This is a genomic window from Paracoccus sp. 22332 (assembly GCF_052045125.1).
Taxonomy (GTDB): Bacteria; Pseudomonadota; Alphaproteobacteria; order Rhodobacterales; family Rhodobacteraceae; genus Paracoccus; species Paracoccus haematequi_A.
The window spans coordinates 1-11,549 of sequence record NZ_JBQEOI010000063.1; the positions used below are offsets into that span (position 1 = coordinate 1).

Below are 11,549 nucleotides of genomic sequence, written 5' to 3' on the forward strand. Positions count from 1 at the left end.
GCTTCAGCGAATGGGCCACAGTCTTCGGCGATGCCAAGATGACCACCGCATTGCTCGACCGGCTCACCCACCGCTGCCACATCCTGGAGACCGGAAACGACAGCTTCCGCTTCAAAGCCAGTTCAGCCGCCGCAGCGCGCCAAAAGAAGGAGAACAATCACGCCTTGACCACTGAATGACCGGAAATCCATAGTCAGAGGTGGCTCACTTCTCGATGGAAATGCCGGCTCAGTTCTGGGTGGAAATCAACAGACGTCGTCCTTCGCGCGACGTGGTCGCTATCCTGGGGGAGTTTGAGCGCGGCTACGATCGGCAGCGCCAGATTCTCGCCGCCGCGCTAAGGGCGCAGTTCGGGATCGACGACGATCCGTTCACGGCCGAGGACGATTGTTACGCGGCACGCTTCCTCGTCGATGCAAGTGCGCTGCGTCAGGGTCGCGCCGACCAGCGCGACCGAAATTTCGCCGAAGACGACTGATCCTTTCTGAACTTTTTTCATCCCACCCAACCCCATGAAACCGCTAGGTTTCGTGGGGTTTTTGCTTCTCCAATCCCCCTGATTTCGAGGCCCTCCAACGAATTTTCGCCGGTGCCAGGCACTCGGGCCGCGTGCCCGTCCACCTGGACGAAGGCGAAACTTCATGGAGCGTTTCCACCCCATTTGCGACGCGCGCTCGCGCGTCTCCCGCAACATCACCATTCGCGCCGAACGGCTGGCCCGCTCGGGCTCCGTCCCCGGAATGGATGCCGAGGACATCAAGCAGGATCTGCGGCTGCATCTCTATCGCCGGGACGAGAAGTTCGACCCGGCTCGCGGTCAGTATGACACCTTCGCCGACCGCGTGCTGGCGAACCGCATCGCCACGCTGGCCGCGCCGACCGAACGGCTGCGGGCCGAGCGGGCTTGGATCGACTTCGACAGTCCCGCCGAGGGGCGCGGTGATGACGAGATGCTGCCGCTCGCGGAAACGCTGCCCGACAGCGCGATGCCGCATGCCGCCGTCACACGCGCAACGGACGAGGCGTTCGGGCTGGTGCGAGATGTCCAGCGGCTCCTTGCTGGCCTGACCCCGACCTGCCGCGCCCTCGCGCTGGCGCTGATCGACATGTCGCCCACGAAAGCGGCCGAAGCCCTCGGGATCCATCGCAGCACCGTCTACGCGCGGCTTGCCACCATCCGGAAGGCCGCCGAGGCGCTTGATCTCGCGGCATATCTCGGCACCGCCCCGACAGTCTCGGAGGCTCGCCGGTAGGTGACAACAGGACCGGCGATGACCCGGTCCGCCAGTTTCATGCCGGGCCCTCGGAGGAATGCAACACCCCCACGCGGGGAAACACTCCGACCGCGAGCTCCAGGGCGGCGTCAGGCCCGGCAGCAGTCTTCCCGACGATCCCTGGACAGCAACCGACGACAACACGGAGCGTCACCATGTTCAAGACTACCCCTCTGAAGCGCCTGCGCGAACTGCGCTGGCTGGAAATGCTTCCCGACAACATCGACGTCCCGGCGGTTTTCGACAGGCCGGACCAGGTCGTGCCGATCGAACGCGCCACGGTGGACGAGATCGAGTTTGCCCTTGTCGCCCTGGCGCGACAGCAATCCGACCTCTACCGCCTGACCGGCGCGCTCGGCGACGTGCTGAAGATGGCGCGCTGTCAGGGCGCCTGTGGCGCAGACAATGCCATTTCAGCCGCTGCGCGCGATCTGGAGGGCAGCAAGTGAGCGCCCCCTTCGGCGCCGGGCCGCTCCGGATCATCACCGCCGATGAACGGCTGCGCGAAGCGCGCGGCATCAAGGGGGTGCTCACGGGCACCTCCGGCATCGGCAAGACCACGCAACTCCTGACCCTCGATCCGCAGCGCACGCTGTTTCTGAACCTCGAGGCGGGCGAACTGGCCGTGCAGGGCTGGCCCGGCGACGAAATCCGCATCCGCGACTGGGAGGTCGCCCGCGATCTTGCCGCCTGGATCGGCGGCGCCAACCCGGCCATGCGGGACGACCAGTCCTATGGGCCCGGGCACTTCGCGCGGGTCTGCGCGGCCTTCGGTCCCGCCAGCCAACTGGACAAGTACGACACGGTCTTCGTCGACAGCATCTCCGTCGCCTCTCGCATTTGCCTTCAGTGGTGCAAGGGCCAATCCCAGGCCCAGTCCGACCGCACCGGCAAGCCGGATCTCCGCGCGACCTACGGGTTGCTCGGCCAGGAGATGATCGGCTGGCTCACGCATCTGCAGCACACGCCCGCCAAGAACATCTGGCTGGTCGGTCTTCTCGACCGCAAGCTCGACGACTTCGGCAAGCCCTTCTTCTCGATGCAGATCGAGGGATCGAAGACCGGCCTCGAATTGCCCGGCATCGTCGACGAAGTCGTGACCCTGACCGAACTGCGCCCCGAGAAGGGTGACCCGTTCAGGGCGTTCATCTGCACCACCATCAACGATTTCGGCCTGCCTGCGAAAGACCGCAGCGGCCGGTTGTCGATGATCGAGCCCGCCCATCTCGGGCGGCTCATGGCGAAGATCCGTGGTCCGCGCCCCGATGGCGCTGCCCGCCTGAACTTCGATCTGCCCGCGGCCGCCACCGCACCCAATCCCCCGACGACGAAAGGAGCATGACAATGGCGAGCGACATGGATTTCAACGGCGCGGACACGCAGGACGCCGCCTTTGACCTCATCCCGGCCAACACGCTGGTCAAGGTTTGCCTCACCGTCCGCCCCGGCGGCGCAGGCCCCGAAGGCTGGCTGACCCAGAGCAAGACCAGCCCAGCCCTCTACCTCAATACCGAGGCGGTTGTGATGGAAGGACCGTTCGCGCGGCGTCGCATCTACACGCGCATCGGCTTTCGCGGAAAGGCTGCGGGCGGTCCCGGCGACGACACCTACGGCAACCGCGGGCGCGCCATGATCCGCGGCATCCTCGAATCCGCCCGCGGCGTGCGTGCCGACGACCAGTCAAACGCCGCCCGCGCCGCGCGGATGATCCGCAGCCTCGGCGAGTTGAGCGGGCTGGAGTTCGTGGCGCGCATCGGCATCGAGCGCGACAAGGACAAGCCCGACGACACCGGGCGCAACGTCATCAAGGCCGCGCTCGGCGCCGACCATGCCGAATACGCCCGTCTGATGGGCAGCGTGCCTCAGCCGCCGCAGCCGGGTCAGTTCACCGCCTCGGGCCCGCAGCTTGCGGACAACGGCATGGGTCAGTCCGGCGCGCCGTCCTCCGGCTCCGCGCCCTTCTGGGCACGCTGAGGGGGACAGCCATGATTCCGCGCGACTATCAAAGGGCTGCCGTCGATGCCGCCCGCGACCGCACCGCCGCACATGGCAACACCATGCTGGTCCTGCCCACCGGGGCGGGAAAGACCGCCATCGCCGGTTTCTACATCGGCGAGGAGCTGGAGCACCGCAGACACGACTGCGTCCTCGTGCTGCAGCATACCGACGAGTTGATCGACCAGAACCGGAGCGCCATCGGCAATGTCACCGGACTGGCCACCTCGGTAGTCAAGGCCGAGCAGGACGACTGGGGCGGGCGCATCGTCTTCGGCAGCGTCCAGACCCTGGCGCGCGCCAACCGACGCGAGCGGATGGCGCCGGTCTCGCATCTCGTCATCGACGAATGCCACCGCTCCGCGGCGCAAAGCTATCAGTCCATTATCGACGAGGCCCGGGCGCTCAATCCGGAGATCAAGCTGCTCGGGCTCTCGGCCACGCCGGGTCGCGGCGATGGTCGCAGCCTGCGCCGCACCTTCAGCAATGTCGGCTATCATCTGAAGATCGGCACGCTGATCGGTCGCGGTCTCCTGGTGCCACCGCGCACCTATACCATCGATCTCGGCGTCGAGGACGAACTGGCGGGGCTCGGCGCCACCGCCGGCGATTTCGACATGCGCGCGGCAGACAAGGTGCTGAACCGCTCGGTGCTGAACGAGGCCGTCGTCGAACATTGGCAGGCGAAGGCAGCGGACCGGCGCACCATCTTCTTCTGTGCGACGGTCGACCATGCCGATGCGGTTGCCGCGGCATTCCGCACGGCCGGCGTCACCGCCGAGACGATCTCGGGCGAGATGCCATCGCGGACGCGCGCCGACCTCATCGCCCGGTTCGACCGGGGCGAGGTGCAGGTGCTGACGAACTGCATGGTCCTGACCGAAGGTTTCGACAGCCAGCCCGTCGGCTGCATCGGCATCCTGCGCCCGATGCTGCACAAGGGCACCTTCATCCAGGCAGTCGGTCGCGGCCTGCGGCGGGTCGATCCCGCGCGTTTTCCCGGCATCGTGAAAACCGACTGCGTCGTGCTCGACTTCGCGGGCGCGGCGCTCCGGCACGGGTCGCTCGAACAGGAGATCACCCTCGACGAGGACGATCCTGAGCCCGGCCAGGCACCGTGGAAACTGTGCCCGACGTGTGAGGCCGAATTGCCGCTTGGAGCATCGGTCTGTGATTTCTGCGGTCACGTCTTCACGCGGGAACGAGCAGAGGCCCGACTGCTGACCGCCTTCGACATGATGGAGATCGACCTGCTGGAGCGGTCCCCATTCGCCTGGTGCGACCTGCATGGCGACGGCCAAGCGATGATGGCGAGCGGGTTCAATGGCTGGGCCGGGGTGTTCCATGATGGCGCGCTCTGGCACGCGCTCGGACAGCCGAAAGGCAGGGCGATCCGGCCGCTCGCCATCGGCACCCGGGTGCAGGCGCTCGCCGCCGCAGACGATTTCCTGCGCGCCACCGAGACGGGGACCGCCTCGATCAAGAGCCGTCGCTGGCTGAACGACCCGGCGACGATGAAACAGATGGACCTGCTGCAGCGCGCGGGGCACGAGGCCAATGGGCTGGATTTCAGCCTGTCGAAATACGCCGCCAACTGCCACCTGAACTTCCGCTGGAACCGTGGCGCGATAACCGCCGCTGTTCTTGGCCGGGCGGAGCGGTCGGCCGCATGAAGCGCCCCAATCCGCTCCCGCCCGACCAGCTGACGCCCGCAGAACGCCGCGCCGATCTGTGCGGCCTGCTGGCGCTCGGGCTGGTTCGGTTGCGGATGCGGGAGGTGGGCGAAGTATCTGACGAGACTGGAGAACGTTGCCTACACTATCCGCCCGACCAATGCCGTCATGCAACTCCAACTCACCGGAGAAATGCATGAACAAGCCCGATCCCATCCCCGCGCGCCTGGCCGCGCTCAAGACCACGCCGACGCCCGACCTGAAGAAACAGTGGCGCGACCTGTTCGACAGCGAGCCGCCACCGTTCAACCGCCGCTACCTCGAGTCCCGCCTGGCATACCGCATCCAGGAACTCGCCTATGGCGGGCTGAAGCCCGAAACGATACGGCGTCTGGAACGGCTGGGCGAGGAACTGGACGGCGGCGACAAGAAAAAGCGCGGCATGCGTCTAGACCGCGACCGCCCGATCACCGGCACCCGGCTGCTGCGAGAATGGCAAGGGGTCGAGCACGTCGTCACCGTCACCGCTGACGGCTTCGAATGGCAGGGGCGGCCGTACAAGTCGCTGTCCGCTATCGCGCGCGCCATTACCGGGACGCGATGGAACGGCTGGGTGTTCTTCGGGCTCAAGAACCACAGGGGGGTGAGCGGCGGTGGCCACAGGCCAGCGGACGATCCGGTGGATCGTTCGCAGCCGCGAACGCCCGGAGCGCAAGCGGAGGGCCGGAAGACATGACGAAGCCGCCTGAAAAATCGAAGGTCGTCCGGAAGCTGCGCTGCGCCGTATACACCCGGAAATCGTCAGAGGAAGGGCTGGAGCAGGAGTTCAACTCGCTCCACGCCCAGCGCGAAGCCTGCGAGGCGTTCATCGCCAGCCAGCGATCCGAGGGCTGGGTGCTCGTCCGCGATCAATATGACGACGGCGGCATCTCTGGCGGGACGCTGGACCGCCCCGGCCTGCAGCTGCTGCTGGAGGATATCGAGGACGGGCTGGTCGATGTCGTTGTCGTCTACAAGATCGACCGCCTCAGCCGCTCGCTGGCCGACTTCGCCAAGCTGGTCGAGGTGTTCGACCGGAACGGCGTGACGTTCGTCTCTGTCACGCAGTCGTTCAACACGACCACGTCCATGGGGCGGCTGACGCTGAACATCCTGCTCAGCTTCGCGCAGTTCGAGCGCGAGGTGACGGCCGAACGCATCCGCGACAAGGTCGCCGCCAGTCGGAAGAAGGGCATGTGGATGGGCGGGGTGCCGCCCTACGGCTATCGGGTCGAGAACCGGAAGCTGGTGGTCGACGAAGAAACCGCTGCGCATGTGCGCTGGATCTTCGCCCGCTTCCTCGAGATCGGATCCTGCACGGAACTGGCGCGGGAGGTTGCGAAGCGCGGCATCCGAACCCCGCGCGGCAACCGAATCGACAAGAAATACATCTACCGGATGCTCAGCAACCGCGCCTACATCGGTGACGCGGTCCACAAAGGCGAAAGCTATCCCGGCGAGCACGACGCGATAATCGACCGCGAAGCGTGGGATCGCGTCCACGCCATCCTGCAGGAAAGCCCCCGCAAGCGTGCCGCCCGGACTCGCGCCGACACGCCCGCACTGCTGAAGGGACTACTCTTCGGTCCCGATGGCGCCGCGTTCTCGCCGACCCATACTCGCAAGGGCGACAGGCTCTACCGCTACTACGTCAGCCAGACGGTGCTGAAGCACGGTGCCGGGTCATGCCCCGTGGGCCGCTTGCCAGCAGGGGAGATCGAGGCTGCGGTCATCGACCAACTCCGTGCAGTATTCCGCCAGCCGGAGATCGTGGCGGGGACGTGGAAAGCTGCACGCGTCCACGCCGACGGCGTCAGCGAAGCCGAAGCCCGAACAGCGCTGCAGCGGCTCGACCCGCTGTGGGACGAACTGTTCCCAGCCGAGCAGGCCCGTATCGTGTCGCTGCTGGTTGAGCGGGTCGACATCGTCGTGGACGGGCTGAACATGCGCCTCCGCGTCGACGGGCTCGGCAGCCTAGCGCGCGAGATGCTGACCGGCGGCATCGAGGCCGCAGCATGACACGCGGCGCACCCATCCCCGACACCGTGACGCTCCACGTCCCGTTCCGGGTCGTGAAGCGTGGCGGGAAGAAGGAGATGCAGATGCCCGAAGGCGCCACGCAATCGCAGCGGATTGACAACACGCTGGTCAAGGCACTAGCCCGCGCGTTCCGGTGGAAAAGGATGCTCGAATCCTGCGAGTTCGCCACCATCGCCGAACTGGCCGAGCGGGAGGGCATCGCGCCCTCATACATGACCCGCGTCCTGCGCCTGACCCTGCTCGCGCCCGATATCGTCGAGGCAATCCTGGACGGGAAGCAAGGGCCGGAGGTGACACTGGCGCGGGTAATGGAACCATTCCCGATAGAATGGGACGGCCAGTTACCTTCCCTTTGCAGCAGGCGCATCAAGTGAAGATACGCCTTGCTGACGGTTTTTTGCTGCACTAAACACATGCTATGGCACGACCGAAGGGACGAACGAAGACCGCCAGGGTAACCATCAACCTGGATGAGCGAGCCTACGCCATGTTGCTCGCCCTGGCGGATCGTGACGACGCGCCAGTGGCGCAGGTTGCTAGAAAGGCGGTCGTCGACTTCCTCAACCGCATGGAACCCAATATAGATCAAGGCTCGCTCCCTCTGGTGCGCCCGCAAAGAGAAGACAACTAATGGCGCACGGAACACACGAACCCTCCCTGAATGAAGCGAATAGCTGGCCCGCTTCCGTAGATACAGGAACAAAAGCAAAATCATCTTTGTCAGAAGTTGATTGGGCCTTCCCTGACAGGCGTAGTCACAGCGACATCGAGGGCGTTCACCCTTACCCTGCCAAGTTCATTTCCGAAATCCCAAGGGCACTCATCAGCCATTTGCCGCTGCCTCGCAACAGTGCCGTGCTGGATCCGTTCTGCGGGAGCGGAAGTACTTTGGTCGAAAGCCAACGACTAGGCATTCCTGCTGTTGGAATCGACCTGAACCCTATCGCTTGCCTGATGTCACGCGTAAAGACCATGGCCTGCCCGACTGATTTAGAGCAGCATGCGGCACGGATTACTTTAAGTTCTGAAGAAACTACAGACATCGAAATTCCCGAAATCCCGAATCTTGATCACTGGTTCCAGCCAAACGTCCAGGTTGAGATCAACAGGATTGCTCGGGCTATCGTGGCCGCCCCAAGTGAAGCCCGCGATGCGCTCAAGCTAGCGCTTTCGAGTATTATTGTCAGAGTATCCAATCAGGAGAGCGATACCCGATATGCGGCAGTAAAGAAGGACGTGGACCCTTCCACAGTTCCCAGGCTTTTCTTGCGCGCGGTAAATCGCATCAATGCTGCTCTCCAGAAACGAAACTACCCGTTGACCTCCGTGGAGGTTGTTGAGAGCGACATCCTGAAAGTCGAACCGAGTGTGATTGAGCGACCGATCGGACTGGTTGTGACATCTCCACCCTACCCGAACGCCTATGAGTATTGGCTTTATCACAAATATCGGATGTGGTGGCTTGGATATGACCCACTAAAAGTCAAGGCTGACGAGATTGGTGCTCGAGCTCACTTCTTCAAGAAAAACCATCACACGGCTGAAGACTTCGCGCGACAAATGAGGCAAACGCTCACACTTCTGGATGGCGTCATAGTCAAGGGCGGCTTCGCGAGTTTCGTGGTCGGCCGCTCGAAGATTCATGGAAAAATATATGATAACGCAAAAATCATAACCGATGAGGCTGCGCCTCTGGGTTTCAAGCCGTTTTTCGTGACAGAGCGAATACTGTCAGCCAATCGAAAGTCGTTCAACCTATCTCACGCAAATATTAAGACCGAAACTGTCTTGGTCTTGCGAAAGGAGGTCGAGTGATGCGTCTTCGCTGGCATGATTACAAATATTACCCCTACGAGAAAGAGCTTGCCTCTCGAGAGGTAACGTCGCTAATCGGCCCTCCAGAAGCCACTGAAATGCCGGATGGCCTGGACTTGCGCGCAGCAACCTCAGGTTCTGGCTTGAAACGCCTAACCTACTTCAAGGGCTATGAGAATGGTTCCGGCTTCATTTCAACAGTGCAAGCACAGCTGGAGGAAACCGCGCGAAACGGGAAAAATCGTCAGGCCACACGTTATTCAGTTCACGGCCTCCATGAATACAAAGGCAAGTTCAATCCACAAGTCGCCAGAGCGCTTCTTAACATCTTCAAAATAGAGCCTGAGCAAGCTATCCTTGATCCGTTCTGTGGTAGCGGCACCACCCTTGTCGAGTGCTGCCATATGGGCGTCAACGCGATCGGCACCGACATAAATCCGCTTGCGGTATTCCTATCGAATGCAAAGCTTCTTGGGTTGTCGGTACAGCCCTGTGAACTGCAGAATGCGCACAAAGGTATCTCAACGCAGCTGCGATCTTCCAAAGGTAAGACCGCCCCTAAATCTTCGGATGCGCGCCGAGAGTACCTTCTCAAATGGTTTGATCCCGAAATTTTCGACGAAATCGAAGGCGTTCGTGCCACAATCGTCGATGTCGCTGGAGAACTGTCGCCAATCTTCTTGTCTGTAGCTAGCAATCTCCTTCGTGAGTACTCGCAACAGGATCCAAGGGACTTGCGGATCCGGAGGAGATCCTCGCCGCTCCCTTTAAAAACGTTCACATCAGCGCTCTTGGATGCGCTTCCACAGATCATGGATCGGATACTTGCTGCGCGAGAACTGATTGGGGCGCGGGCACCTCTTGGTCGGGCGATACTTTGTGACGCATCCAAATTAACAGCAGACTGCAGCATACCGAAATTCGACGCCGCAATCACTAGCCCGCCATATGCTATGGCACTGCCATATATTGACACGCAGCGCCTTTCGTTAGTTTGGCTTGATCTCCTGGCGCCTGATCAGATTCTCGAGCTCGAGGCATCACTGATTGGAAGCAGAGAGCTTCGCGGAAACTCAAGGCGTGAACTGCCTCAATTGCTCGCTGCAAACGAGGCTGAATTGCCTGATCAAGAGTACGAGCTTTGCGTCAAGCTGGAGAATCTGCTCGGTGAAGGCGACGGATTTCGGAGGCGCGCCGTCCCGGCGCTACTCTACAGATACTTCGCGTCGATGAAGGCAAACTTCAGGTCGGTGAATACGGTAATGAAGGAGGGGGCTCCCTACGCTCTAATTGTGGGTCACAACCACACGACAATTGGGGGTGTTCGCCACGACATCGATACCCCATTACATTTGTCTAGACTGGCGGAGTCCGTAGGCTGGAGAGTTGAAGAACTCATCCCGCTGCAAACCTATCGTCGCTATGGATATCATGTGAGCAATGCGGTTGCTGCCGAGACGATGATCATTCTTCGGAAGGAGTAGTGCATCTTTGTCGCCTGTTTAGTTCACCACTGCGGCGAGATACCCGCAGGCAACCAGCACGCACCTTGCCCGACTAGCGCACCACTCGTTGAAGCAGCGGAAAGCATTCCGTCAACAGTGGCGAAGAGCGGCTCAGCTGCATCGATGAATGTCGCCTTGAATGTCGGGTCGGATGGAGTGGGCCACTCTAGGATCATCGGATCATTGGCGGCCGGGAGGTGGAAACCTTGTGTTGCGGCATGATCGCGGATGGCGCGCGCTGGAGCAGCCGGCACGACCATCCTCACATCACCGTGGCCAGATTCACCAGGCGCGTACCCGTAGACCATTATATTGGTGCTGGATGCAGGTACTTCATAGGCGCCAAGGTTTGAGACATAACGCATGCGAAGGTCAAACTCGGCGCGCGGCCTCTGATACTTTCTTTGAAATACGCCAAACCGCATTGTGCCAATGGTCGCAACCGGCACACTTACATTTGCGGTCCCGCTACCTCCAGAGAAGTGCCTTGCACTATCACGGTTTAGGCGAATGACCGATCCAGCAGCGCCACCCGCCAGCGTGGATCCGGTCAAAGCTGCTGCACCTTGAGTAGGCGTCGCGATGCCTGGAGCGAAGAGTACGTATGGGGGGAACGGCGGGCGCGGGCTGGATGCAAGCGGTACGACAGTTGCAGTGTAACCACCCGATTTCCACCGCCTGCCTGAGCGTGGGGGTGATCGGCTAAGACACGTGCATAGCGACGTCGTTAACGACGTGTCTTATGCGGGGCTTTCGATGCGTGGTGACATTCTGGGTCTGGAACGGCGTCGTCGCTGGAGCGACGAGGAGAAGCTCGGGATCGTGCTGTCAGTCGGGGTGGCGGGCGCGACGGTGACGCAAGTGGCGCAGCGCCACGAGGTGACCCGACAGCAGCTCTATGCCTGGCGGCATGAGTTGAAGAAGAAGGGGCTGCTTTCCCCGCTTCCGGAGGCCCTGTTCCTGCCGGTGGAATTGAGCGCGCCGGCGGCGTTGGCGGCGCATCCATCGGCTGAAGATCAAGCGCCGCAGCGCCCCGCCTTGATTGAGCTTCAGCTGGCCAATGGCCGGTGCCTGCGCTTCGACCCGATGCTGGATGCGGCCGCGCTGACGCGGTTGATCCGGGTGGTGGAGGCGGCATGATCGGGCCCGGCACCGGTGTCCGGGTTTATCTGGCCTGCGGGGTGACCGACATGCGCAAGGGCATCGAG

Annotated in this window: 13 protein-coding genes and 1 pseudogene; all 14 read left to right on the top strand. The window is 62.4% G+C overall.

Going from position 1 to position 11,549, the window contains the following annotated elements:
• Positions 1 to 179 (top strand): ATP-binding protein (locus ACTJI6_RS22300; RefSeq protein ID WP_440803850.1); only part of this gene is annotated, 179 nt, incomplete at its 5' end.
• Between the two features lie 35 nt (positions 180 to 214).
• Positions 215 to 478, top strand: coding sequence for a hypothetical protein (locus ACTJI6_RS22305; protein ID WP_440803828.1), 264 nt, complete (start codon positions 215 to 217; stop codon positions 476 to 478).
• 163 nt (positions 479 to 641) lie between these two features.
• A complete protein-coding gene (locus tag ACTJI6_RS22310) occupies positions 642 to 1,253 on the top strand; it encodes a sigma-70 family RNA polymerase sigma factor (protein WP_440803830.1) in 612 nt (203 codons plus the stop codon).
• A gap of 176 nt (positions 1,254 to 1,429) precedes the next feature.
• Entirely contained in the window at positions 1,430 to 1,723 is a 294-nt protein-coding gene (locus ACTJI6_RS22315) for a hypothetical protein (protein WP_440803832.1), read from the top strand.
• On the top strand, positions 1,720 to 2,616 hold the full coding sequence (locus tag ACTJI6_RS22320; protein ID WP_440803833.1) for an ATP-binding protein: 897 nt from the start codon (positions 1,720 to 1,722) through the stop codon (positions 2,614 to 2,616). The genes ACTJI6_RS22315 and ACTJI6_RS22320 overlap by 4 nt, the downstream gene beginning before the upstream one ends.
• Before the next feature lie 2 nt (positions 2,617 to 2,618).
• Positions 2,619 to 3,248, top strand: a complete 630-nt coding sequence (locus ACTJI6_RS22325; RefSeq protein WP_440803835.1) for a hypothetical protein — start codon at positions 2,619 to 2,621, stop codon at positions 3,246 to 3,248.
• 11 nt (positions 3,249 to 3,259) lie between these two features.
• Positions 3,260 to 4,942, top strand: a complete 1,683-nt coding sequence (locus tag ACTJI6_RS22330) for a DEAD/DEAH box helicase family protein (protein ID WP_440803836.1) — start codon at positions 3,260 to 3,262, stop codon at positions 4,940 to 4,942.
• A 196-nt stretch (positions 4,943 to 5,138) separates the two neighbouring features.
• Positions 5,139 to 5,585, top strand: a pseudogene (locus ACTJI6_RS22335) (DUF2924 domain-containing protein); the annotation flags it as partial.
• A gap of 89 nt (positions 5,586 to 5,674) precedes the next feature.
• Complete coding sequence (locus ACTJI6_RS22340) at positions 5,675 to 7,000, top strand: recombinase family protein (protein WP_440803838.1); 1,326 nt, start codon at positions 5,675 to 5,677, stop codon at positions 6,998 to 7,000.
• A complete protein-coding gene (locus tag ACTJI6_RS22345) occupies positions 6,997 to 7,395 on the top strand; it encodes a hypothetical protein (RefSeq protein WP_440803840.1) in 399 nt (132 codons plus the stop codon). Before ACTJI6_RS22340 ends, ACTJI6_RS22345 begins: the two co-directional genes overlap by 4 nt.
• Positions 7,396 to 7,439: 44 nt before the next feature.
• Complete coding sequence (locus ACTJI6_RS22350) at positions 7,440 to 7,652, top strand: hypothetical protein (RefSeq protein WP_440803842.1); 213 nt, start codon at positions 7,440 to 7,442, stop codon at positions 7,650 to 7,652.
• The gene (locus ACTJI6_RS22355) at positions 7,652 to 8,836 is read left to right on the top strand and encodes a DNA methyltransferase (RefSeq protein ID WP_440803845.1); all 1,185 of its coding nucleotides are present in this window, start codon (positions 7,652 to 7,654) and stop codon (positions 8,834 to 8,836) included. The genes ACTJI6_RS22350 and ACTJI6_RS22355 overlap by 1 nt, the downstream gene beginning before the upstream one ends.
• On the top strand, positions 8,836 to 10,320 hold the full coding sequence (locus tag ACTJI6_RS22360; protein WP_440803848.1) for a TRM11 family SAM-dependent methyltransferase: 1,485 nt from the start codon (positions 8,836 to 8,838) through the stop codon (positions 10,318 to 10,320). Before ACTJI6_RS22355 ends, ACTJI6_RS22360 begins: the two co-directional genes overlap by 1 nt.
• A 777-nt stretch (positions 10,321 to 11,097) precedes the next feature.
• Positions 11,098 to 11,481, top strand: coding sequence for an IS66-like element accessory protein TnpA (gene tnpA, locus ACTJI6_RS22365; protein ID WP_377764646.1), 384 nt, complete (start codon positions 11,098 to 11,100; stop codon positions 11,479 to 11,481).
• The last annotated feature ends 68 nt before the right edge of the window (positions 11,482 to 11,549 follow it).

Excerpts from the sequence above, each read along its gene's own strand:
- ACTJI6_RS22305 (WP_440803828.1), top strand. The coding sequence starts at position 215 with ATGGAAATGCCGGCTCAGTTCTGGGTGGAAATCAACAGACGTCGTCCT.
- ACTJI6_RS22310 (WP_440803830.1), top strand. The coding sequence starts at position 642 with ATGGAGCGTTTCCACCCCATTTGCGACGCGCGCTCGCGCGTCTCCCGC.
- ACTJI6_RS22315 (WP_440803832.1), top strand. The coding sequence starts at position 1,430 with ATGTTCAAGACTACCCCTCTGAAGCGCCTGCGCGAACTGCGCTGGCTG.
- ACTJI6_RS22325 (WP_440803835.1), top strand. The coding sequence starts at position 2,619 with ATGGCGAGCGACATGGATTTCAACGGCGCGGACACGCAGGACGCCGCC.
- ACTJI6_RS22330 (WP_440803836.1), top strand. The coding sequence starts at position 3,260 with ATGATTCCGCGCGACTATCAAAGGGCTGCCGTCGATGCCGCCCGCGAC.
- ACTJI6_RS22340 (WP_440803838.1), top strand. The coding sequence starts at position 5,675 with ATGACGAAGCCGCCTGAAAAATCGAAGGTCGTCCGGAAGCTGCGCTGC.
- ACTJI6_RS22345 (WP_440803840.1), top strand. The coding sequence starts at position 6,997 with ATGACACGCGGCGCACCCATCCCCGACACCGTGACGCTCCACGTCCCG.
- ACTJI6_RS22350 (WP_440803842.1), top strand. The coding sequence starts at position 7,440 with ATGGCACGACCGAAGGGACGAACGAAGACCGCCAGGGTAACCATCAAC.
- ACTJI6_RS22355 (WP_440803845.1), top strand. The coding sequence starts at position 7,652 with ATGGCGCACGGAACACACGAACCCTCCCTGAATGAAGCGAATAGCTGG.
- ACTJI6_RS22360 (WP_440803848.1), top strand. The coding sequence starts at position 8,836 with ATGCGTCTTCGCTGGCATGATTACAAATATTACCCCTACGAGAAAGAG.
- tnpA (WP_377764646.1), top strand. The coding sequence starts at position 11,098 with ATGCGTGGTGACATTCTGGGTCTGGAACGGCGTCGTCGCTGGAGCGAC.